Annotated in this window: 22 protein-coding genes; 10 read left to right on the plus strand and 12 right to left on the minus strand. The window is 69.4% G+C overall.

The window, feature by feature from the left end:
• Positions 1 to 4: 4 nt before the first annotated feature.
• The gene (locus JI739_RS01530) at positions 5 to 514 is read left to right on the plus strand and encodes a hypothetical protein (RefSeq protein WP_201682076.1); all 510 of its coding nucleotides are present in this window, start codon (positions 5 to 7) and stop codon (positions 512 to 514) included.
• A gap of 18 nt (positions 515 to 532) precedes the next feature.
• Here the strand turns inward: JI739_RS01530 and JI739_RS01535 are convergent, their stop codons facing one another.
• Genes JI739_RS01535 through JI739_RS01545 form a run of 3 tightly spaced genes read right to left on the minus strand, consistent with a single transcriptional unit; the run spans position 533 to position 4,915 of the window.
• Positions 533 to 1,912 (minus strand): phenylacetate--CoA ligase family protein, encoded by a 1,380-nt coding sequence (locus tag JI739_RS01535; RefSeq protein ID WP_236589021.1) that lies wholly within the window; start codon positions 1,910 to 1,912, stop codon positions 533 to 535.
• A gap of 25 nt (positions 1,913 to 1,937) precedes the next feature.
• Positions 1,938 to 4,388 carry a phosphoenolpyruvate synthase gene (gene ppsA, locus JI739_RS01540; RefSeq protein WP_201682077.1) on the minus strand — a complete coding sequence of 817 codons (2,451 nt, stop codon included), beginning with the start codon at positions 4,386 to 4,388 and terminating at the stop codon, positions 1,938 to 1,940.
• Positions 4,379 to 4,915 (minus strand): flavodoxin, encoded by a 537-nt coding sequence (locus JI739_RS01545; RefSeq protein ID WP_201682078.1) that lies wholly within the window; start codon positions 4,913 to 4,915, stop codon positions 4,379 to 4,381. Before JI739_RS01545 ends, ppsA begins: the two co-directional genes overlap by 10 nt.
• 347 nt (positions 4,916 to 5,262) lie before the next feature.
• On the opposite strand from JI739_RS01545, the gene JI739_RS01550 reads away from it, so the two are divergent.
• Positions 5,263 to 5,481, plus strand: coding sequence for a hypothetical protein (locus JI739_RS01550; protein ID WP_201682079.1), 219 nt, complete (start codon positions 5,263 to 5,265; stop codon positions 5,479 to 5,481).
• 15 nt (positions 5,482 to 5,496) lie between these two features.
• Here JI739_RS01550 and JI739_RS01555 read toward each other — a convergent pair whose 3' ends face one another.
• The 6 genes from JI739_RS01555 to JI739_RS01580 are packed head-to-tail and all read right to left on the minus strand — an operon-like array spanning position 5,497 to position 10,174.
• The gene (locus JI739_RS01555; protein ID WP_201682080.1) at positions 5,497 to 6,078 is read right to left on the minus strand and encodes a DedA family protein; all 582 of its coding nucleotides are present in this window, start codon (positions 6,076 to 6,078) and stop codon (positions 5,497 to 5,499) included.
• On the minus strand, positions 6,071 to 6,415 hold the full coding sequence (locus JI739_RS01560; protein WP_201682081.1) for a hypothetical protein: 345 nt from the start codon (positions 6,413 to 6,415) through the stop codon (positions 6,071 to 6,073). The genes JI739_RS01555 and JI739_RS01560 overlap by 8 nt, the downstream gene beginning before the upstream one ends.
• Positions 6,415 to 7,164, minus strand: coding sequence for an MBL fold metallo-hydrolase (locus JI739_RS01565; protein ID WP_201682082.1), 750 nt, complete (start codon positions 7,162 to 7,164; stop codon positions 6,415 to 6,417). The genes JI739_RS01560 and JI739_RS01565 overlap by 1 nt, the downstream gene beginning before the upstream one ends.
• Positions 7,161 to 8,921: a SulP family inorganic anion transporter gene (locus JI739_RS01570; protein ID WP_236589022.1), complete on the minus strand. Its 1,761-nt coding sequence runs from the start codon at positions 8,919 to 8,921 to the stop codon at positions 7,161 to 7,163. Before JI739_RS01570 ends, JI739_RS01565 begins: the two co-directional genes overlap by 4 nt.
• Positions 8,918 to 9,268 carry a protein tyrosine phosphatase family protein gene (locus JI739_RS01575; RefSeq protein ID WP_201682083.1) on the minus strand — a complete coding sequence of 117 codons (351 nt, stop codon included), beginning with the start codon at positions 9,266 to 9,268 and terminating at the stop codon, positions 8,918 to 8,920. The genes JI739_RS01570 and JI739_RS01575 overlap by 4 nt, the downstream gene beginning before the upstream one ends.
• 15 nt (positions 9,269 to 9,283) lie before the next feature.
• The gene (locus JI739_RS01580) at positions 9,284 to 10,174 is read right to left on the minus strand and encodes an MBL fold metallo-hydrolase (protein WP_201682084.1); all 891 of its coding nucleotides are present in this window, start codon (positions 10,172 to 10,174) and stop codon (positions 9,284 to 9,286) included.
• An 89-nt stretch (positions 10,175 to 10,263) separates the two neighbouring features.
• Between JI739_RS01580 and JI739_RS01585 the strand changes: the two genes are divergently transcribed.
• The 6 genes from JI739_RS01585 to JI739_RS01610 all read left to right on the plus strand — a co-directional run bounded on the left by JI739_RS01585 (position 10,264) and on the right by JI739_RS01610 (position 14,987).
• Complete coding sequence (locus tag JI739_RS01585; protein ID WP_236589023.1) at positions 10,264 to 10,581, plus strand: ArsR/SmtB family transcription factor; 318 nt, start codon at positions 10,264 to 10,266, stop codon at positions 10,579 to 10,581.
• 3 nt (positions 10,582 to 10,584) lie between these two features.
• Positions 10,585 to 11,019: a YeeE/YedE family protein gene (locus tag JI739_RS01590; protein ID WP_201682086.1), complete on the plus strand. Its 435-nt coding sequence runs from the start codon at positions 10,585 to 10,587 to the stop codon at positions 11,017 to 11,019.
• Between the two features lie 11 nt (positions 11,020 to 11,030).
• On the plus strand, positions 11,031 to 11,465 hold the full coding sequence (locus tag JI739_RS01595) for a DUF6691 family protein (protein ID WP_201682087.1): 435 nt from the start codon (positions 11,031 to 11,033) through the stop codon (positions 11,463 to 11,465).
• A 515-nt stretch (positions 11,466 to 11,980) separates the two neighbouring features.
• A complete protein-coding gene (locus JI739_RS01600) occupies positions 11,981 to 12,451 on the plus strand; it encodes a tripartite tricarboxylate transporter TctB family protein (RefSeq protein ID WP_201682088.1) in 471 nt (156 codons plus the stop codon).
• Between the two features lie 9 nt (positions 12,452 to 12,460).
• Entirely contained in the window at positions 12,461 to 13,975 is a 1,515-nt protein-coding gene (locus JI739_RS01605; RefSeq protein WP_201682089.1) for a tripartite tricarboxylate transporter permease, read from the plus strand.
• Between the two features lie 88 nt (positions 13,976 to 14,063).
• Positions 14,064 to 14,987, plus strand: a complete 924-nt coding sequence (locus tag JI739_RS01610; RefSeq protein WP_201682090.1) for a LysR family transcriptional regulator — start codon at positions 14,064 to 14,066, stop codon at positions 14,985 to 14,987.
• A 15-nt stretch (positions 14,988 to 15,002) separates the two neighbouring features.
• Here the strand turns inward: JI739_RS01610 and JI739_RS01615 are convergent, their stop codons facing one another.
• Entirely contained in the window at positions 15,003 to 15,917 is a 915-nt protein-coding gene (locus tag JI739_RS01615) for a LysR family transcriptional regulator (RefSeq protein WP_201682091.1), read from the minus strand.
• 91 nt (positions 15,918 to 16,008) lie between these two features.
• Between JI739_RS01615 and JI739_RS01620 the strand changes: the two genes are divergently transcribed.
• Positions 16,009 to 17,265, plus strand: a complete 1,257-nt coding sequence (locus tag JI739_RS01620) for an aromatic ring-hydroxylating dioxygenase subunit alpha (RefSeq protein WP_201682092.1) — start codon at positions 16,009 to 16,011, stop codon at positions 17,263 to 17,265.
• A 140-nt stretch (positions 17,266 to 17,405) separates the two neighbouring features.
• The gene (locus JI739_RS01625) at positions 17,406 to 17,891 is read left to right on the plus strand and encodes an aromatic-ring-hydroxylating dioxygenase subunit beta (protein ID WP_201682093.1); all 486 of its coding nucleotides are present in this window, start codon (positions 17,406 to 17,408) and stop codon (positions 17,889 to 17,891) included.
• Positions 17,892 to 17,979: 88 nt separating this feature from the next.
• Here the strand turns inward: JI739_RS01625 and JI739_RS01630 are convergent, their stop codons facing one another.
• On the minus strand, positions 17,980 to 18,984 hold the full coding sequence (locus JI739_RS01630) for a Bug family tripartite tricarboxylate transporter substrate binding protein (protein ID WP_201682094.1): 1,005 nt from the start codon (positions 18,982 to 18,984) through the stop codon (positions 17,980 to 17,982).
• A 38-nt stretch (positions 18,985 to 19,022) separates the two neighbouring features.
• The gene (locus JI739_RS01635; protein WP_236589024.1) at positions 19,023 to 20,627 is read right to left on the minus strand and encodes a sulfatase family protein; all 1,605 of its coding nucleotides are present in this window, start codon (positions 20,625 to 20,627) and stop codon (positions 19,023 to 19,025) included.
• Positions 20,628 to 20,706 lie beyond the last annotated feature (79 nt).

Genomic DNA, 20,706 nt, shown 5'->3' on the forward strand with positions numbered 1-20,706 from the left:
CCCTATGAGCAAGTCGGATCGCAACATCCCTTCCAGCAGGCCCAAGACCCCGCTGCGAAAACCCACCAAGCAGAAACCGCGACAAGAACTCAGACCGACAGAGGATGGACCAACCGCGCGATTGTTCGTCGCCGACCAATTCAGAACGGAAGTCAATGGGAAAGTGCTCGCCATCGGGCTTTACACCGATAACGTGATCGTCATTCCTTACGACTCGCCCGATCCATCCACCGAAAAACCGCTGGCATTGAATCCGCTGTCGATCCTGATCAACATCGGCGGGATCGTCGGCAAGGGTAGAGTCGTCGTGCACCTCCATCCAATGGGCGAACGGGAGCTGGAAGTGCAGCTCGCTCCGCTTGGCTCGGCGAACCTGGTCATCAACTTTCAGCCGCTGATCATTGAATCAATTGGGAGGAAAGACGTGCGGGTGACATTCGCCGGACAGACAAAGGAGCTTACTTTCGAGATTCGGAAGGCCACGGCGGAGGAAGCCGGCCGACCAGCAGGCTGACGTGGCAGCGACAAGGCGTCAGAGCAGCCGATCCTTCAATGGAGCCGTCGCCAGGGCTTGCGCCACGACCCGCTGCAGCTTGCCGGTGTGCCCGCGAACGCGCACGCCGCCGGGCGCCGCCGACACGCGCACCGCCGGCAGTCCCTGCTGCCGCAGGAAGCCCAGCAGGGCCGTGCGGGCCCGCGACATGGCGGCCGCTCCGCCCCCGACGCTGAGCGTCAGCTCCTTCGGCCCGACCTGCACCAGCTGGAAGTCGAACACCCCGGCGTCGTCCTCGAGGGCGGTCGTCAGCGCCAGGGGTGGCAGGTGCACCGGCGCGGCGCCGGCCCGCGCGATGACCAGCATGTCGTCCTCGCGCCCCTGCACCTCGATGGCGGGCAGGGGCGAACCGCAGGCGCAGGGCTGCGGCCGCACCAGCACGCGGTCACCCAGGTCGTAGCGGATGATGGGCTGCACGTGGTTGGCCAGATTGGTCAGCAGGGCCGTGTGTCCGGCCACGCCGGGCGGCACCGGGCGGCCTTGTTCGTCGACGGGCTCCAGGATGGCCCAGTCGGCATTGAGGTGCAGCACGCCCAGTCGGCACTGCGAGGCCAGCGGCAGGAACTCCGAGGCGCCATAGCTGTTGATGACCGGACAGCCGAACCGCGCTTCGACCAGCCGGCGCATGCCGGCGGTGAGTGTCTCGCCGCCGGCCCAGATTTCGCTTGGCGCGATGCGCAGGCGCCCGGCCGAGGCTTCGTGCGCCAGCAGCACGGCCACCGTCGGATAGGTCGAAACCACCGAGGGCCGCAGCCCGTTCAGCTGCGCGACCAGCCGCGCCGTCGGCTGCATGAACGACAGCGCGTGGAGGTTGGCGGCCATGGCCGGGTTGAGCCGCCGCAGCCGCTGCGCGGTGACCGTGCTGGCGAAGTGCCCCTCGATGGCGCCGATGAAGGCGATGCGCGCGCCCAGGTACCACGGGTCCCACCGGGGCTGCAGGCGGCGGCAGGCCTCGAGAGCGTCGTAGACCGCCATGGCCCGCGCGTCCTGCACGAAGACGGCCGGCTCGCCGCTGCTGCCGGAGCTCTGCCAGACCATGAACTCGCCCAGGAACGGCTGTCCGATGCGCGAGGGGTCGGCGAGGAACACCTGCAGTTCGGACAGGCGCAGCCGCGGGTCGGTCGGCCAGGCATCGAAGTCGCGCATCAGGTCACGCTTGGAGGCGGGTTCGATGTCGGCCAGGCGCGCCGGCGTCGCGCGCCCCAGGCGTTGCCGGTAGAACGCCGACCCCCGCGCCGCCACCAGCAGCGCCGCGAGCCGCTGGCGGCGGCGTTCGAGCCAGCCTGCGGGCGCGCCCTGCCCCGCGGCGCAGACGTCGAAGGCGTTGGCGCCGGTCAGCCACGGGTCGAAGCAGCCCATCATCATTTCGGGCGGCCCGCGCGGCTCATGGCCGCGCCTGGTCGCGCGGTCGGCGCCCCATGGCCGCCTCGGCCTTCGCGATCTCCTCGGTGGCCTTGAGCAGGGCGTCCGGGGTGACGCTGACCGAGTCGATGCCCAACTCGACGACGAAGGCCGCCATGGCCGGATCGTCCGACACGATCTGGCCGCAGATACCCACGTGCCGCTTGTTTCGACGCGCCCCCTCGATCGCCATGCGCAACATGTCCTTGACGCCCGGATCGTGCTCGTCGAAGTCGAAGGCCACGATCTCCGAGTCGCGGTCGACGCCCAGCACCAGCTGGGTCAGGTCGTTGGAGCCGATGCTGAAGCCGTCGAACAAGCGGGCGAAGGCGTCGATGCTCAGGACGTTGTTGGGGATCTCGCACATGACGTAGACCTCCAGCCCGGCGTCACCGCGTGCCAGGCCGTGGCTGGCCATGGCCTGCAGCACGCGCTCACCCTCCTCCACCCGGCGGCAGAAGGGCACCATCACCTTGAGGTTGCGCAGGCCCATCTCGCCACGCACCCGCGCGATGGCCGCGCACTCCAGCCCGAAGCCTTCGGCGTAGCCGGGATGCGCGTAGCGCGAGGCGCCGCGCCAGCCGATCATGGGGTTCTCCTCGCGCGGCTCGAACCAGCGCCCGCCCGGCAGGCTGGCGTACTCGTTGGTCTTGAAGTCCGACAGGCGCACGATGACCGGCCGTGGGTAGAAAGCCGCCGCGATGGTGCCGATGCCTTCGGACAACTGCCGCACGAAGTAGTCGGCCCCGCCGGCGTGGCCGGCCGCCAGCCGCTGCAGTTCGGCGCGCACGGCCGGTTCGTCGATCCGCTCGGGGTGCAGCAGCGCCATCGGATGTGCGCGCACGTGCTCGGTGATGATGAACTCCATGCGCGCGAGCCCGACCCCGTCGCAGGGCAGCAGCGCCGCGTTGAACGCCGCGTCCGGATCACCGATGTTGACCATGACCTCGGTTTGCGGCCGGCGCAGCTGGGTGAGGTCGACCTCGCGCCGGCTGAAAGGCAGCAGCCCGGCCAGCACACGGCCGCTGCTGCCCTCGGAGCAGACCACCGTGACTTCGTCGCCGGTGCGGATGGCGCTGGTGGCATCGACGCAGCCGACCACCGCCGGTATGCCGATCTCCCGCGCGACGATGGCCGCGTGGCAGGTGCGCCCGCCCCGGTTGGTGACCACGGCGGCGGCCGACTTCATGACCGTTCCCCAGTCGGGCATGGTGGTCTCGGCCACCAGCACCTCACCAGGACGGAAGGTGTCCAGGGCCGCCGGGTCGGTGACCACGCGGGCGCGGCCGCTGGCGATGCGTTCGCCCACGGCACGCCCTTGCGCCAGCACCGGCCCGTGGCCTTCCAGCCGGTAGGTTTCCAGCGCCCCGGCCTTCTTGCGCGAAGCGACGGTTTCGGGGCGGGCCTGCAGGATGTAGAGGCTGCCGTTGACGCCGTCGCGCGCCCATTCGATGTCCATGGGCATGGGCATGCCCGCCCGTTCGCTGTAGTGCTGCTCGATGCGCACTGCCGATTCGGCCAGCTCGATCACTTCGGCATCGGTCAGGCAGAAGCGTTCCCGGTCGTGCGGCGCGGTGGGCATGTTGCGGGTGCCGTCACGGCCGGCCGTTCGCGCGTACACCATGCGCACCTCCTTGCTGCCGAGCTTGCGGCGCAGCACCGTTCGGTGCCCCTCGCGCAGGGTGGGCTTGAACACCAGGAACTCGTCGGGATCGACCGTGCCCTGCACCACGTTCTCGCCCAGTCCCCAGGCGCCGGTGACGAACACCACGTCGCGGAACCCTGTCTCGGTGTCGAGCGTGAAGATGACGCCGCTGCAGGCCAGGTCGGCGCGCACCATCTTCATCACGCCCACCGACTGGTACACCTTGAAGTGGTCGATGCCGCGGTCCGCGCGGTAGGTGATCGCGCGATCCATGAACAGGCTGGCGAAGCAGCGTCGCACGCTGTCCAGCAGGTGAGCCTCGCCCGAGACGTTGAGGAAGGTTTCGTGCTGTCCGGCAAAGCTGGCCGTGGGCAGGTCCTCGGCCGTGGCCGAACTGCGCACCGCCACACTGAGGTCGCCCCCGTACTCCTCGCGCAGTTGCCGGTAGGCCGCCACGATCTCGCCGGCCATCTCGGGCGGCAGCGGCGACTGCAGCACGATCTCGCGCGCCGCCCGGGCGCGCACCGCGAGGTCTTCCACGTCCCGCACGTCGAGGCCGGACAGCACCTCGCGCAACCGGTGCTCGGCACCCGAGCGCTCCAGCACGTCACGGTAGGCCTGGGCCGTGACCGCGAAGCCGTCGGGCACGCGGATGCCCTGCGGGGCCAGCGAGCGAACCATCTCGCCCAGCGATGCGTTCTTGCCGCCGACGAGCGGCACGTCATCGATGCCGGTGTCACGGAACCAGCGGATCCAGGGGCCCGATGCGCGGGGTGGATTCAGGTCCATTCGGGGTTCTCCTGCTGAAGATGCGCGGCGGTCGCCGGCACGGCGCGGCGCGCCGTGCCGCGCAGCGACTCGGCGATGGCGAGCGCCGGGGCATCCGCCGCGCCCGCGCGGACATCGCTGGCGCGGAAGGCCGCCTTGAGCACGGGCGCTCGACCGATCAGCCGCTCGATTTCTAGGAATACGTGGTCGGCGCCGCCGGAGCCCATGGTGAGCAACACGGCAACGTGGTGGACGCTGCCGGCCTGCTGCACCAGGAAGCTGCGCATGGGCGCGGCGAGCCGCGACATCCAGACCGGCGCGACCAGCAGCAGCGTATGGAAATCGCCGGGGTCGGGACCGTGGTAGCGGATCGCCGGATCGCGACCCATGAGCGAATCGACCACGCAGCGAAGGGTGCCCAGCGCGCCGGTGCGCGGCCGCGCGTCGGTGACCAGCCCCAGCGGCCACTGCTGACGCGCACAGACGCTGTCCGCCAGCCGCCGAGAGGTGCCGGTGAGCGAATACGCCACGACGAGAACGGTGTCCATGTCATCGTCTCCCCGGCCGGGCCGCCGCCGGCCCCCGGCGCACGCGTCGCCTTCGGATGTGTGTCATGGCCGTCTCCTCATGGGCAATGCCGTGAAGCATCGTGGCCCCTCAGTCACGCGCCCACATTGACCTGGATCAAGGCGCAGGGCGCGGGCGGGCTCGGCGGCGCTTCGCTCGCCGCAGCCGAGTCACACACACGCGGCATCGGCCTGCGATCACGTCGGAACAGGCCGACACCAGCCGCATCGTGTTCTGCACACCATCGCCGATCGTCGCCGCGCCCCGGACCCTGCCAATGCCCTGCGGCCCGCGGCACAGCCTGATGTCCCTTCGCCATGGAGTCCCGATGACCGACATCCACACCAGAAGCCGCGAGGCCTTGGCCGGTCCGCGCGTGATCGAAGACCTGAACCGCCTGCTGGAGATCGCCCGCCGCGAGCACGGCCCGCAGGCGCGGTCGGCGCGCTACATCGAGGAAGCCCTGGTCCGGGCAGAGGGTGAAGCCCGCGAAGGGACCGCCCGTGCGACATCACCCGCCTGGTACGGTCCGGCGCCCGCGGCCTGAGCTTGGGACCGCACCTCAGCGCCGGCTGGCCCTAAGCAGCCAGCCGCCGGCAGCCAGCATCGCCACTCCGACGATCAAGCCACCGACATCGGCGGCGATCTCGCCGACCTGTTCCCACTGTTCGGCGAAGAGCCTGCCCAGGCCGCCGAACAGCAGGATCCAGACCGCCTCGCCGGCACACGCGGCCAGCGCGAACCGCAGCAACGAGTAGCGGGTGGAGCCGGCCAGCAGGTTGACCGACCACGCCGCGGGCGTGATGGCGAAGCGGGTCAGGAACACGCTCCAGCCACCCCAGCGTGCGAACAAGGCGGTGGCGCGCTGCCACCCGGGCGCCTGCAGCCAGGCGGCCGGCACCAGCCCGATACCCAGGCGGCCCAGTGTGTAGCCGCCGAGGTCGCCGGCGACCGAGCTGGCGAACGCGGCAACGATGGCTGTTTCCAGCGCCAGCACGCCGCTGCGGGTGAACGCGCCGGCCGCCACCAGCAGCATGGTGGCCGGCAGCGGCACGCCCAGCGCGGCCAGGAACAGGGTGCCGCCCAGCAGCAGTTCGCCGTGGTTCAGCAGGCCCGTGAGAAGTCCGTCGGCCACATCACCCATCGGTGCGGCCCTTGTCGAGGATGACCTGCTCGAGCCGCTGCCGGCCGGTCAGCGGGTCGAGCTGCAGGACCGAGAACCAGGTGCGCAGGCTGCGCTCGTCGCCGCCAAGCGGCGGCGCCCCGATGGCCTCGCGCAGCCGGGCCTCGGGGACGCCGTACACCTGGGCGATGTACGGCAGGGTCATCCAGCCGCGCAGCGTCTCCACGCGGATCTCGCCCGCTTCGAGCCGCCGCGCGAGCTGCCAGGCATGCCAGGCCTGCAGGCCCGAAGCCGCGACCAGGGCCGAGCCCGCCACCAGCAGGGCGATGGCGAGCCACCGGCGGGCGCGGCGGCTCATCAGCCCTGCGGGCTTTCCGCCATCGGCCGGCAGTACTTGTCCAGCTCCTCGGGCAGGTCGACGGGGCAGACGCCGCAGGCGCGGTTGCCCGGCACGGCGGCGTCGATGAACTTGGGGTACGGCAGGTTCAAGCCGGCCATGATCCGCTCGAACTCGTCCAGGGTCCTGCCGGCGCCCAGGCGGGGGTTGCGGGCCTTCTCCTGGGCGATGGACGACACATGCCGGCCGGCGTAGTCGTGGGCCGGGTACACCAGCGTCTCGTCCGGCAGGGCGAAGAGCTTTTTCGTCACGCTGTGATAGAGCGCCTTGGCGTCGCCGTTCTGGAAGTCGGTGCGGCCGCAGCCGTCGATCAGCAACGCGTCGCCGGTGAACACGCGCTCGCCCACCACGTAGGCGAAATGGCCGTCGGTGTGGCCGGGGGTGTGCAGCCCGGAGACGGATAGGCCCCCCACCTGCAGCGGCCGGCCCTCCTCCAGGCCGAAGTCGACGCAGGGCAGGCGGTCGAAAGCCGGTGCGGCGATGCGGCTGCCGGTGCGCTTCTTCAATTCAAGCGCGGCGGTGATGTGGTCGGCGTGGATGTGGGTGTCCACCGTGCAGGCCAGTCGCAGGCCCAGTTCCTGGATCGCCTGCAGGTCGCGGTCCATCGAGTTGACGACCGGATCGATCAGCACCGCCTGCCCGGTGTCGGGGCAGCCCAGAAGGTAGGTGTAGGTGCTGGAGACCGGCTCGAACAGTTGCCTGAAGATCATGCGGGGGTCCTTTCGGGTTCTCGTGGCGGGGTGGCGCGGCCCTGACCCGGTCGGCCCGGGGCGAGCTTCTCGACGGCGGCGTGCAGGCTGAGGAAGGCCGGGTGCGACAGCCGGCCGGGCAAGCCGGTGCGCACCAGCCGGTCCATCACCGGCCCGCGCACCTCCGCCAGGTGCAGGTCGATGCCGCGATCGCGCAGGTCGGCGTGAAGGCGCTCCAGGGCCTCCAGGGCGGTGAGGTCCACGTGCCCGACGGGCGCCATGTCCAGCACCAGGTGGCGCACGCCGGGGCGGCGGGCCAGCTCCTGCTGCACGCGGCGCACGACCTCGGCCACGTTGGCGAAGAACAGGCTTTCATCGACACGGATCATCAGCAGCTCAGGCTGCGTCTCCACGGCGAAGCGCTTTTCGTTGCGGAAGTGCTCGGTGCCCGGCACCCGGCCGACCACCGCCAGGTGCGGGCGGCTCGCACGCCAGAGGAAGGTGCCGACCGACAACGCGACGCCGACGCCGACGCCGGCTTCCACGCCGAGCACGAGCACGCCGGCGGCGGTGGCGCCCCAGGCGAGCGCATCGGCCCGGTCGTAGTGCCAGGCATGGCGCGCGGTGGCCAGGTCGACCAGGCCGACCACGGCCACGATGATGGTGGCCGCCAGCACCGTGAGCGGCAGGCGCTCGAACAGGGCCGTCATGCCCAGCAACACGATGGCCATCAGCGCGGCGCTGATCACGCCGGACAAGGGCGTGCGGGCTCCGGCCGCGAAATTGACGACGCTGCGGGCGAAGCCGCCGGTGACGGGAAAGCCGGCCGAGAACGCGCTGGCGAGGTTGGCGGCGCCGAGGCCGCGCAGCTCGGCATCGGGGTCGATGGCCTCGCCGCGCTTGATGGCCAGGGACTGCGCCACCGAGACGCTTTCGACGAAGCCCACCAGCGCGATCATCACCGCCGGCACCAGCAGCACCTGCAGCTGCGTGAGCGACGGCATGGCCAGCCCCAGCGAGGGCAGTCCGGCGGGGATGGCGCCGACCACCGCCACGCCGAAGGCACGGTCGAGGTCGACCGCGACCACCAGGCCGATGGCCGCGAGGACGATGCCCATGGGCGCCAGCTTGGCCGCGATGTCCGCCGATGCGGGGCCCAGCCCGAGGCGGCGCAGCCCGCCGGCGAGATGGCGGCGCGCCGCCCACAGCAGGACGACCGCGGCCGATCCCAAGGCCGCGGTGGGCAGGTGCAGCTCGCGCGCATGGGACAACAGCGACACCAGCAGGTGCAGCGCGGTCTCGCCCGAGGCCCGGATGCCCAGCAGCGGCTTGAGCTGGCCCAGCGCGATCAGCACCGCCGATCCGCTGACGAAGCCACTGATCACCGGGTGGCTGAGCAGGTTGGCCACGAACCCCATGCGCAGCAGCCCGAACAGCAGCAGCACCACGCCGCCCATCAACGCGAGCAGCACGGCGAGCTGCGCATATTCGGCGCTGCCCGGCGCAGCCAGCGGACCGATGGCGGCGGCCGTCATCAACGAGGCCACCGCGACCGGGCCCACCGAGAGCGTCATGCTCGAGCCGAACAACGCATAGGCCAGCAGCGGCAGGATGCTGGCGTACATGCCCACGTGCGGAGGCAGCCCGGCCAGCATGGCGTAGGCCAGGCTCTGCGGCACCAGCAGCATGGTGACCACCAGGCCGGCCACGCCGTCCTGCACGGCCTTGCCGCGGTCGTAGCTGGCCATCCAGCCGGGCATCCAGCGGGCGGCGTTCATGACCTGTCCTGTCCCAGGCGGTGCAGCGCCGCCGAGCGGCGGCCCGTGCGGCAGAAGGCGAGCACCGGCTTGGGCAATTCGGCGACGGCGCGCGCCATGGCCTGCGCCTGCTGGAGCGTGTGGCCCGAGGGCGGCACCGGCACCCACCGGTAGTCGAGCCCGGCCGCGCGGGCCGCCTGCTCGATCTCGTCGCTGGTGGGCTGCGCAGCGCCGCCCTCGTGGTCCGGCCGGTTGTTGATCACGGCACGGAACCCGGCAGCGGCGACCGCCGCGAGGGCCTGGGGCACCAGCTGCCCGGTGATGGCCAGGTCGTCGTCGATGCGCTCGCAACGAAGGGAATCGGTCATGGCCTCGCCCTCCCCTCAGGCAGTCGGCACGGCCTGCCTGGGCAGCGCGTTGATCGGAATGCGCAGGTAGGACACGCCGTTGTCGTCGGGTGGCGGCAGGTGGCCGGCGCGCACGTTCACCTGGATCGACGGCAGGATCAGCATGGGCACGTCCAGCGTCGCGTCGCGCGCGTTGCGCATGGCGACGAAGGCCTCTTCGGTCACCCCCTCATGCACGTGGATGTTGGAGCGGCGCTGCTCGCCCACCGTGGTTTCCCAGACCGGCTCGCGGCCGGCCGGCGGGTAGTCGTGGCAGACGAACATGCGGGTCCCGGGCGGCAACTCGAGCAGCCGGCGGATCGAGCGGTACAGCGTGTGGGCGTCGCCGCCGGGAAAGTCGGCGCGGGCGGTGCCGACGTCGGGCATGAACAGGGTGTCGCCCACGAACACCGCCCCGTCGAGCAGGTAGGCCATGTCGGCCGGCGTGTGGCCGGGCACGAGCAGCGCGGTGGCCTCGACCTCGCCGATGCGGAAGGTCTCGCCGTCCTTGAACAGATGGTCGAACTGGCTGCCGTCGGGCAGGAAATTGCGCTCCAGGTTGTAGAGCTTCTTGAAGACGGCCTGCACCTCCCGGATGTGCTCGCCGATGCCGATGCGGCCACCGACGCGTTCCTGCAGGTAGCGGGCGGCCGACAGGTGGTCGGCATGGGCATGGGTTTCCAGGATCCACTCGACCCGCAGCTGCCGCTCCTTCAGGTAGGCCAGCACCTGGTCGGCCGAGCGCGTGCCGGTGTGGCCGGACTTCACGTCGAAGTCGAGCACCGGGTCGATCACCGCGGCGGCGCCGGTGGCGTTGTCGGCGACCACGTAGGAAACCGTCCAGGTTCCCGGGTCGAAGAAGGCACGGATGGTGGTTTGCGCAGTCATGGCCTGAGGCTCCTCTCTTCAACAATCTATTGCGCCATAGTTTATCTACAAATATAATGCCGTCAACCCTGCAACGAAGGAGGACTCGTTTGAAGAGCAAAGTCAAGATCGATCCCGAGCAACTCCGGGCCGGAGCCGGCCAGGCGGTCACCGCCCTGAAGCTCTTGGCCAACGAAGACCGCATGCTCCTGCTGTGCCAGCTGTCGCAGGGGGAGATGTGCGTGAGCGAGCTGGAAGAGGCGCTGCAGATCCGCCAGCCCACACTCTCCCAGCAATTGGGCGTCTTGCGCAACGAGGGCGTGGTGAACACGCGCCGCGAAGGCAAGAACATCTACTACAGCGTGGCCGATGCGGCCGTGCTCGACATCCTGGCGATGCTGTATCGCCTCTACTGCCCCAAGGACTGAGACATGACCATCGACTGGAACGCCTTCACCCCGTGGGCCTCGCTCATCGGCGGCGCGATCATCGGCCTGGCGGCTGCGATGTTCGTGCTGCTCAACGGCCGCATCGCCGGCATCAGCGGCATCTTGGGCGGACTGCTCAAGCCCGCTCGCGGCGACATCGGCTGGCGCGTGGCCTTTCTCATCGGCATGGTCGGCTCGCCGCTGCTCTACGCCCTGTTCACCGCCGTGCCATCCGTGCAGATCGACGCCGGCTATGGCGCACTCGTGCTCGCGGGCCTGCTGGTGGGCATCGGCACGCGCTACGGCTCGGGCTGCACCAGCGGCCACGGGGTCTGCGGCATCTCGCGGCTGTCGCCGCGCTCGCTCGTCGCCACCGCCAGCTTCATGGCGGCCGGCTTCGTCACCGTGTTCGTCCTGCGCCACCTGATCGGCGCCTGAAGGAGTCCCGCATGGCTGCACTCTTCTCGCTCATTGCCGGCGCCGTGTTCGGCATCGGCCTGATCGTCTCCGGCATGGCCAACCCGGCCAAGGTGCTGGGATTCCTGGACCTTGCCGGGCCCTGGGATCCCTCGCTCGCCTTCGTGATGGCCGGTGCCATCGCGGTGGGCTCGGTCGCATTCCTGCTCGTGCGCGGCCGCCAGGTGTCGATGCTCGGCCTTCCGATGAAGCTGCCGACGTCCCGCCATCTCGACCGCCGCCTGGTCGGCGGCAGCCTGCTGTTCGGCGTCGGCTGGGGCGTGGCGGGCTTCTGTCCCGGCCCGGCGCTCACCGCCCTCGGCATGGGCGAGGGCAAGGCCCTGGTGTTCGTGGCCGCGATGGTCGCTGGCATGGCGATCTTCGAGTTGCTGGAGCGGCGCGGCCAGCTGCGCACGGCCGGCGCCTGAACAGGATGTAAAGGCCGGGCACATACCCTGTCACACGGAGCCCCGCCGTCGCGCCGCGGCGAGTAGGCTGCTGCCATGGATGCTCCGGCGCGCCCCACTTCGCCCGGCCTGCGGCGGCCCGGCTTCTGGCCCGACTTTTCACCGGGCGAATTCTCTGCCGGCATCCGGCACCAGGTGCTGCAGTGGCACCACCTCCTGGGCAACGATTCACTTTCCTGCTGCACCCTGCGCCGCAGGGCTGGTGCCCGATTCCGATGGTCCGGCGAATGGGCGTGCGCACGCGGCGCGACACCGGGCCCCGCCCGCCCCACGCACAAGCTGCCCATCCGCTCCGACACGGCCCTGCGATCAACCCTGATCCGGCCGCCTTGAGCCGGCACACATGAGCGTGAGGTACTCGATAACCCCCGCTTGATGCGAACGCTTAGACACTTCACCTCGTGATACGCCTACATCACGCCGTGATATAAAAGCCGTCTTTCGGCAGCAGCCGTACTCATCACAGGAGACAACTCATGCGATCGGGATTGCGCCTCCGCAACCAGAAGGATTTCGCCGCTGGCGTCATCTACATCGTCGCCGGGGCGGCTTTCGCCCTGGGCGCCCTCAACTACAGGATCGGGGAAGCGTCCCGCATGGGGCCGGGATGGTTCCCGTTCGCCATCGGCATCCTGCTGACCCTGGTGGGCTTCGCCACGCTCTACAACGGCTTGCGCAAGTCGGCGGCGGTCGAACGCATCAAGAGGCCTCATCCGAGCACGATCGCCTGGGTGCTCGGCGCGGTCGTGCTCTTCGGGCTGCTGCTGCAGCCGATGGGCATGGTGCTGTCGCTGCTGGTCCTGGTGCTCGTGTCCAGCCGGGCCAGCCACGAGTTCACCTGGACGGGCGCGCTGCTCAATGCGATCGCGCTGACCGTCTTCAGCATGCTGGTCTTCATCTGGGGCATCGACCTGCAGATCCCCCTGTGGCCTGCGTTCATGCAGTAAGGAGCCGCGATGGAAACCCTGCTCCAGAACCTCGCCCTGGGCTTCGAGACCGCCCTCAGCCTGCAGAACCTCGCGTATGCCTTCATCGGCTGCCTGCTCGGCACGCTCATCGGCGTGCTGCCCGGCCTCGGTCCGGCGACCACCATCGCCATGCTGCTGCCCATCACCTACGCGCTGCCGCCGGTGCCGGCGCTGATCATGCTGGCGGGCATCTACTACGGCTCGCAGTACGGCGGCTCCACCACGGCCATCCTGGTCAACCTGCCGGGCGAGACATCATCGGTGGTGACCGCGCTCGACGGCTACCAGATGGCGCGCAAGGGCCGGGCCGGGGTGGCGCTGGCAACCGCCGGCATCAGCTCCTTCCTCGCTGGATGCGTGGCCACGCTCGCGCTGGCGGCCTTCGCCATGCCGATGGCCGAGCTGGCCTTCAAGTTCGGGCCGGCCGAGTACTTTTCGCTGATGGTGCTGGGCCTGGTCGGCGCGGTGGTGCTGGCTTCGGGATCGCTGATCAAGGCCATCGGCATGATCCTGCTGGGCCTGCTGCTGGGGCTGGTGGGAACGGACGTCAACTCCGGGGTCGCCCGCTATTCGTTCGACGTTCCCGAACTCACCGACGGCATCAACCTGGTGGCGATCGCCATGGGCATCTTCGGCTTCGCCGAGATCATCAACAACGTGGAGCAGGCCGAGCATCGCGAGACGTTCACCGAGCGCGTGGGCTCCCTGTTCCCCAACCGTGAAGATTTCCGGCGCATGCTGCCCGCTGCCGCGCGCGGCACGGCGCTGGGCACCGTGCTGGGCATCCTGCCGGGCGGCGGCTCCATCCTGTCGGCGTTCGCCTCGTACACGCTGGAGAAGAAGATCTCCAGGCGCAGCGAGGAGTTCGGCAAGGGCGCGATCGAAGGCGTGGCCGGTCCGGAGGCCGCCAACAATGCGGGCGCGCAAACCTCGTTCGTTCCGCTGCTCACGCTGGGCTTGCCATCGAACGTGGTGATGGCGCTGATGGTGGGCGCGATGACCATCCACAACATCCAGCCGGGCCCGCAGGTGATGACCAGCAACCCCGACCTGTTCTGGGGCCTGATCGTGAGCATGTGGATCGGCAACGCGATGCTGATCGTGCTGAACCTGCCGCTGGTCGGGCTGTGGGTGAAGCTGCTGAAGGTGCCCTACCGTTACCTCTACCCGGCGATCCTGGTGTTCTGCGGCATCGGCGTGTACTCGATCAACAACAACGTATTCGACGTCTTCATGGCGGCCGGCTTCGGCCTGGTGGGTTACGTCTTCGTGCGCTGCGGCATGGAGCCGGCTCCCCTGCTGCTGGGGCTGGTGCTGGGCCCGATGATGGAGGAGAACCTGCGCCGGGCGCTGCTGCTGTCCCGCGGCGACTTCAGCACGCTGGTGACGCGGCCCCTGTCCGCCAGCCTGCTGGCGGCCACGGTGGTGATGCTGCTGATCGTGCTGCTGCCCGCGGTCAAGAAGTCGCGCGAAGAAGCCTTCCAGGAGGAAGCGCAGGCATGACGCAAGCGGGGCCGGCCCTCTTCGGGCCGGGCTCCGATGCCGGTGAGGCGGCTATCCTCGGCCGCAGCCCCTCACCTGCACGCAAGCCATGGCCGCCCCGCTCGAGCAACGAATCCGACTGCCGCAGCTGCGCCTGCTGGTGGCCATCGCCGAGACGGGGTCGGTGCAGCGCGCGGCGGAGGCGCTGCACGTCACCCAACCAGCGGCCACCAAGATGCTGCGCCTGCTCGAAGCGGTGGTGGGCGACGCCCTGGTACAGCGCGGCAGCAGCGGCAGCTTCCTCACCCCTTTGGGCGAGATCCTGGTCAAGCGCGCCCGCCTCGTCCTGGCCGAGCTGCGCAATGCCGAAGAGGAACTGGGCCTGTGGCACGCGGGGGCGGCCGGCCACGTGACCATCGGCAGCCTGCCGGTGGCCACGCCCATGCTGGTGCCTGCAGCCCTGCGCCAGATGGAGCTGGCGGCACCGCTCGTCTCGGCCACCGTCATCGAAGGCAGCTCGGACGCCATGTTCCGCGAACTCAAGGCGGGCACGCTCGACCTGCTGGTGGGGCGCTTCTACTCGGGGCAGGACGCGGACCTGTCGACAGAAACGCTGTACGAATCGGTGTTCCGCCTGGGCGTGCGGGCCGGACATCCGCTCGCCGGGCGCACGCGGCTCGACTGGGAGGAGGTGCTGGCCTATCCCTGGATCCTGCCACCTGGCGGCGTGCGCACACGGCCCGCGCTGGACGACATGTTCAAGCGTGCGCGGGTGCGCACGCCCGACGTGCGCGTGGAGACCGCCTCCTGGCTGGTCATGCGCTCGCTGATGCTCTCCAGCGATGTCATCTGCCCGATGCCGGTGGAAGTGTTCCTGCAGGACGCGAAGCTCGGGTTGGCGCGCCTGCTGCCCTTCGAGCTCGACTTGAAGCTGCCGCCGGTGGGCGTGGTCTGGCTCACGCAGCACGCGCCCTCGCCCGCCGCTCGCGTGTTCATCGAGCAGCTGCGCGCGGTGAGCCTGCGCGCCGTTTGACCGGCCGCCTGGATTTCAGCCTCCGAAGCGTTCGAACACCAGCCCGCGCAGCCACTGGTTGGCGGGGTCCCGGTGGTACTTGGCGTGCCAGAACATGTTGATCCCGACTTCGGGCAGATCGGCCGGGTGCGGCACGGCGACCAGGCCGAACGGCTGCTTCATGCGATCGGCCAGGCGTTCGGGCACCGTGGCCACCAGGTCGGTGGCCTGCAGGATATGCCCCACGGCGACGAAGTGCGGCACCGTGAGGGCCACCCGGCGCTCGATGCCGCGGCGCCGGAGGATCTCGTCGACCTGCCCGTGGCCGGTGCCGCTGGAGATCACCATCAGGTGCTCGGCCGCGCTGAAATCGGCCAGCGAGATCCGGCGCCGATCCAGCCGATGGCCCTTGCGCACCATGCAGACGTAGCGCTGCTTGAACAGCCGCCGCTGGAAGAACCCGGCCTTCAGGTCGGGCAGCAGCCCGATGGCCAGGTCGACCTGGCCGGCTTCCATGGTGGCGCGCAAGTCGGCGGTGTTCTGGCGGAAGGTGCTGAGCGTGACGCCCGGCGCCTGCTCGCGCAGCGCCTCCATGAGGCCGGGCAGGAAATAAATCTCGCCGATGTCGGTCATGGACAGCACGAAGGAGCGGTCGCTCGCGCGCGGATCGAAGGCACTGCGCTGGTTGAGGGCCGCGTGGATCATGCCCAGCGCCTCGGTCACCGAGCCGGCCAGCTGGTCGGCGAACGGCGTGGGCACCATGCCGGCCGGGGTGCGGATGAACAGCTCGTCCCCCAGCGCCTTGCGCAGCCGCGACAAGGCGTTGCTCACCGCCGGCTGCGACAGTCCCAGCACCTCGGCCACCTTCGAGACGCTGCGCTCGACCAGCAGGTGCCTGAACAGCACGAGCAGGTTCAGGTCAAGGTGCTCCAGCTGGGTGGTGCGGGACATTCATCGAATCCATAGGCTGTATTCACTTCATTTTATTGGCGAATGCGCCAGCGCGAGGGATGATCCGGCGATCCGTCCTCGAGGAGACACCATGAGCGAGATCTTTCCGGCGCAGCCGCGATGGGAGCTGCCCGGCACCAGCCGCATCCCCTTCGCCGCGTACACGAGCGACGAGTTGTACAAGCGTGAACTCGAGCGCTTCTTCTACAAGGGCCACTGGTGCTACGTGGGCCTGGAGGCCGAGATCCCCCACGTCGGCGACTACAAGCGCACCGTGGTGGGCGAGCGCTCGGTGCTCATGGTGCGCGACAAGGACCAGTCCATCCACGTGATCGAGAACATCTGCGCCCACCGCGGCATGCGCTTCGCCCGCGAGCGGCACGGCAACGTCAAGGGCTTCACCTGCCCCTATCACCAATGGAGCTACACGCTCAGGGGTGACCTGCTGGGCGTGCCGTTCCGACGCGGCATCAAGCAGCCCGACGGCAGCCTGGCCGGCGGCTTTCCCGCTGACTTCGAGATCCAGGAACATGGCCTGACCCAGCTCAAGGTGGCCACGCGAGGCGGCGTGGTGTTCGCCTCGTTCGACCACTCGGTCGAGCCTTTCGAGGACTACCTCGGCCCGACCATCCTGGGCTACTTCGACCGCCTGTTCAACGGCCGGCAGCTCAAGATCCTGGGCTACAACCGCCAGCGCATCCCGGGCAACTGGAAGCTGATGCAGGAGAACATCAAGGACCCCTACCACCCCGGCCTGCTGCACACCTGGTTCGTGACCTACGGGCTCTGGCGCGCCGACAACAAATCGGCGCTGCGCATGGACGACCGGCACCGCCACGCGGCCATGATCTCCACCCGGGGAGAGGCCGGCAAGGGCGGCAGCGAGGTCACGCAGGTCAAGAGCTTCAAGGAAAGCATGAAGCTCAACGACCCGCGCTTCCTGGACATCGTGCCCGAGCCCTGGTGGGGCGGCCCCACGGCCGTGATGACCACCATCTTCCCCAGCGTCATCCTGCAGCAGCAGGTCAACAGCGTGTCCACCCGGCACATCCAGCCCAACGGCCACGGCTCCTTCGACTTCGTCTGGACGCACTTCGGATTCGACGACGACGACGCCGAGATGCACCAGCGCCGCCTGCGCCAGGCCAACCTGTTCGGGCCTGCGGGTTTCGTATCGGCCGACGACGGCGAGGTGATCGAGTTTTCGCAGCAGGGCTTCGAGAGCAAGCCTTTCCACCGGGCCCTGGCCGAACTGGGCGGCCGCGACATCGGCGATTCCGAACACATGCTCACCGAATCCCTGATTCGCGGCATGTACGAATACTGGCGCAAAGTCATGGAGGACTAGGCCCACCCCCGAAGCGCCTTCGGCGCTCCCCACCGAGGGGGCGCCACCAGCGGCCCGGCAAAGCCGGTTCCGCGGTGGCCCTGGTATTGCGCCACTCCTGTCCGGCAGACCCTGTGATCACTGCATCGTGGAGAACTGACATGAAACCCCATCGAATCGACTTCAACGACTACCAGGATCTGTTGCACCTCTACGCGGCCTACGAGGCGGCGGTGGATTCAGGCAACTGGGACCTGTGGCCCGAGTTCTTCACCGACGAATGCATTTACCGGCTGCAGCCGCGCGAGAACTTCGAGCGGGGCTTCCCGTTGGCCACCCTCTCCTTCGAAAGCAAGGGCATGCTCAAGGACCGCGTGTACGGCATCAAGGACACGCTGTTCCACGACCCCTACTACCAGCGCCACGTGACGGGCCAGCCCATCGTGCGCATGGTGGAGAACGGGCGCATCGAGTGCGAGGCCAACTACGCGGTGTTCCGCACCAAGCTGTCGGAGCCTTCGAGCGTGTTCAACGTGGGGCGGTACCTGGACGTGGTGGTGAGCACGCCGGCGGGCTTGAAGTTCGCCTCGCGCCAGTGCATCTATGACACGGAGATGATTCCGAACTCGATCATTTATCCGATCTGAGGGAGGGAGGCGTCGACGAGTCCAGCCCGAACGAAGCTGGCGCGCCGCTCCACCCGTTCGCGCCGAGCCCGTTGCGCGATCGAAGGGCCTACTCCGCCCGCACCCCCAGCGACTGCAGCAGCTTCGCCATCTTCTCGTCTTCGCGACGCAGCTTCTCCGCCAGCGCGTTCGAGCTGTTGTCGGCCACCGGCGTCATGCCGATGGCCTTCAAGCCCTTCGCCACCTCGGGCTGCGCCAGGACCGCGGCAAATTCCCGGTGCAGCCGCTGCACCACCGCGGGCGGCGTTCCCGCCGGCGCGAACGCCGCGAACCAGAACTCGCTGTCATACCCCGGCGCCACTTCGGCGATCGCCGGCACCGACGGGAACTCCGGCAGGGGTTTGCTGCCCGAGACACCCAGGGGCACCAGCTTGCCGCTCCTGATGTGGCCTTCGGCCGTGCTCATGGCGATGAACATCACGTGTGCGTGGCCGCCGAGCACGTCGTTGAAGGCCTGGGGCCCCGCCTTGTACGGCACGTGGTTTTGTTTCAGCCCTAGCTGCTGCTCCAGCAGGGCCATGTTCAGGTGGTGCGGCGAACCCACCCCGGCCGACGCGTAGGTGAGCTTGCCGGGTTCGGCCTTCACTTTGGCGACGTATTCCTGCAGGGTCTTCACCCCCAGGGAGGGATGCGCCACCAGCACCATCGGCGACGAGCCGATCTCGATCACCGGCACCAGGTCCTTCGTGGCCTGCAGGCTGGCGCCCTTGAGCACGCGCGGCGACACGGTGAGGTACGAGTCGACCGCGATCACCAACGTGTGGCCATCCGGCGGCGCCTTGGCCGCCTGCATCAAACCCAAGGTGCCTCCCACGCCGGGGCGGTTGTCGATCACCACCGGCTGGCCCAGCCGCGGCGACAGGTGCTGGCCCAGCAGCCGCGCCGTGGCGTCGAGCGCGCCGCCCGGCACCGTGGGCGCGATCAAGGTGATGGGCTTGCTGGGGAAATCGGCCGCGCCGGCCGCGCCCCAGGCCAACGACGAGAAGGCCGCTGCGCCCGCCCAGGCGCAGGTGGCGCGCAGCAGGCTGCGGCGCCGGATCGTGGAATTGCTCATGCTTGTCTCCGTGGTTGGATCAGTGATGCAGGAGCGCCTCAGGCGCGCCCCATGGGGAAGGGAGCGCGGTCGTCGGCCATCATCAGCTCGCGCGCCAGCGTCTCGAACAACCGGGCTTTCGCGCCGGCGTGGCGCGGGTCTTCGACGAGGTTGTGCATCTCGTGCGGGTCCTCGCGCAAATCGACCAGTTCGACCCAGCCAGGCTGGTCGTAGATCGTGAGTCGATGACTGGCGGTCACCACCGTGCGGGCGCGCACCGGGTGCGACAGGCCGAAGGTCGGCGCATGGCCGTCCTCCTCGATCAGCACGGCGTCGCGCACCGCCTCGACTTGCCCGGCCAGCACCGGCAGCAGGCTGCGCCCCTGCATGCCATGGAACGGGGCCAACCCGGCGCGCGCGAGCACCGATGCCGGGATGTCGATGGTCGAGGCCAGCGCGTCGGTCGCGGCGCCCAGCGCGCCACGTCCCGGCGGCTCGGCCCAGATGAAGGGCACGCGCACCAGGCTCTGGTAGTGCAACGCCGACTTCAGGAGCAGGCCGTGGTCGCCCATGAAGTCACCGTGGTCGCTGGTGAAGATGACCACCGTGTCCCGGTCCAGCCCCAGCGCCTGCAGCCGCGAGAGCACGCGGCCGACCACGTCGTCGATCATCGAGATCATTCCGTAGGTCAGCGCCAGCGCCTCCCTGGCCTCGCGCTCGCGCGCCGCGAAACCCACGGTGGAGCCGATGCGGCCCTGGCCGAGCGCGCGCTCGCGGTGCAGCGCCGCCACCGGCGCGAAGGACGATTCACCCTCCGCGTAAAACGACCGCGGCAACACCATCTCGTCGGGGTCGTACATGTCCCAGTACCTGCCTGGCGGCGTGAACGGATGATGCGGATCGGCGAAGGAGCAGTGCAGGAAGAACGGCTGCCCGCGCTGCGCTGCCGCCTGCAGGAAATCCTCGGCGCGATCACCCACCCAGGCCGACGGGTACTGGTGCTCGGGCACGCGCGTGCGCCAGGCCTGCGGCGCGGAGTAGCGGTCATCGGGGATCGCGTTCTTCGCGCCGCGCAGCCGGTCGATGTCACCCGTCTGCTGCTGCAGCCACCGCGCGTAGTCCGCTTCGACGAGGTCGCCATGCAGGGTCGCCAGGTCCACATGGTCGAAGCCGTAGTACGGCGTGCGCACCCGGTGCGACGGATCCTCGCGCCATTTGCGCAGCAGCTCCTGGTCATAGCCGCTTTCACTCCAGCGCCCGGCCACCGCATCGGCATGCGCGGGGATCGGCGGCTTCAGCCCTTCGGGCACCGGCTCGCGCGGCATCTCGGGCGGCATGTCGGTCATGTTCTGCAAGTGGCACTTGCCGACCAGCCCGGTCCAGTAGCCGTCATCGCGCAGCAGGTCGGCGAAGGTGGTCGCGTCGCGCGCCAGGGGAATGCCGTTGCAGCGCGTGCCGTGCACCGACGGCATGCGCCCGGTCATGAGCGACGCCCGGTTGGCCATGCACACGCCGGTGGCGACGTAGAAGCGGTCGAAACGCCGGCCGCGCGCGGCCAGCGCGTCGATGTGCGGCGTGCGCAACTGCCGGTTGCCGTAGCAGCCCAGGTGGTCTGCGCGCTGCTGGTCGGTGGTGATCAGGAGGAAGTTCGGTTTCATGGACATGGGAGGCAAGCCAGGGCTGGCGAAACCGAGTCTAGGAACGCCCGCGCGCAAGGCGGCAATGAAATCTCGGCGCGCCGCC

Origin of the sequence: Ramlibacter aurantiacus (assembly GCF_016722895.1) — a bacterium.
GTDB classification, from domain to species: Bacteria; Pseudomonadota; Gammaproteobacteria; order Burkholderiales; family Burkholderiaceae_C; genus Ramlibacter; species Ramlibacter aurantiacus.

Bases quoted from the DNA above. Each gene is read 5' to 3' on its own strand.
- JI739_RS01530 (WP_201682076.1), top strand. From the start codon at position 5: ATGAGCAAGTCGGATCGCAACATCCCTTCCAGCAGGCCCAAGACCCCG.
- JI739_RS01535 (WP_236589021.1), bottom strand. From the start codon at position 1,912: ATGGGCTGCTTCGACCCGTGGCTGACCGGCGCCAACGCCTTCGACGTC.
- ppsA (WP_201682077.1), bottom strand. From the start codon at position 4,388: ATGGACCTGAATCCACCCCGCGCATCGGGCCCCTGGATCCGCTGGTTC.
- JI739_RS01545 (WP_201682078.1), bottom strand. From the start codon at position 4,915: ATGGACACCGTTCTCGTCGTGGCGTATTCGCTCACCGGCACCTCTCGG.
- JI739_RS01550 (WP_201682079.1), top strand. From the start codon at position 5,263: ATGACCGACATCCACACCAGAAGCCGCGAGGCCTTGGCCGGTCCGCGC.
- JI739_RS01555 (WP_201682080.1), bottom strand. From the start codon at position 6,078: ATGGGTGATGTGGCCGACGGACTTCTCACGGGCCTGCTGAACCACGGC.
- JI739_RS01560 (WP_201682081.1), bottom strand. From the start codon at position 6,415: ATGAGCCGCCGCGCCCGCCGGTGGCTCGCCATCGCCCTGCTGGTGGCG.
- JI739_RS01565 (WP_201682082.1), bottom strand. From the start codon at position 7,164: ATGATCTTCAGGCAACTGTTCGAGCCGGTCTCCAGCACCTACACCTAC.
- JI739_RS01570 (WP_236589022.1), bottom strand. From the start codon at position 8,921: ATGAACGCCGCCCGCTGGATGCCCGGCTGGATGGCCAGCTACGACCGC.
- JI739_RS01575 (WP_201682083.1), bottom strand. From the start codon at position 9,268: ATGACCGATTCCCTTCGTTGCGAGCGCATCGACGACGACCTGGCCATC.
- JI739_RS01580 (WP_201682084.1), bottom strand. From the start codon at position 10,174: ATGACTGCGCAAACCACCATCCGTGCCTTCTTCGACCCGGGAACCTGG.
- JI739_RS01590 (WP_201682086.1), top strand. From the start codon at position 10,585: ATGACCATCGACTGGAACGCCTTCACCCCGTGGGCCTCGCTCATCGGC.
- JI739_RS01595 (WP_201682087.1), top strand. From the start codon at position 11,031: ATGGCTGCACTCTTCTCGCTCATTGCCGGCGCCGTGTTCGGCATCGGC.
- JI739_RS01600 (WP_201682088.1), top strand. From the start codon at position 11,981: ATGCGATCGGGATTGCGCCTCCGCAACCAGAAGGATTTCGCCGCTGGC.
- JI739_RS01605 (WP_201682089.1), top strand. From the start codon at position 12,461: ATGGAAACCCTGCTCCAGAACCTCGCCCTGGGCTTCGAGACCGCCCTC.
- JI739_RS01610 (WP_201682090.1), top strand. From the start codon at position 14,064: ATGGCCGCCCCGCTCGAGCAACGAATCCGACTGCCGCAGCTGCGCCTG.
- JI739_RS01615 (WP_201682091.1), bottom strand. From the start codon at position 15,917: ATGTCCCGCACCACCCAGCTGGAGCACCTTGACCTGAACCTGCTCGTG.
- JI739_RS01620 (WP_201682092.1), top strand. From the start codon at position 16,009: ATGAGCGAGATCTTTCCGGCGCAGCCGCGATGGGAGCTGCCCGGCACC.
- JI739_RS01625 (WP_201682093.1), top strand. From the start codon at position 17,406: ATGAAACCCCATCGAATCGACTTCAACGACTACCAGGATCTGTTGCAC.
- JI739_RS01630 (WP_201682094.1), bottom strand. From the start codon at position 18,984: ATGAGCAATTCCACGATCCGGCGCCGCAGCCTGCTGCGCGCCACCTGC.
- JI739_RS01635 (WP_236589024.1), bottom strand. From the start codon at position 20,627: ATGTCCATGAAACCGAACTTCCTCCTGATCACCACCGACCAGCAGCGC.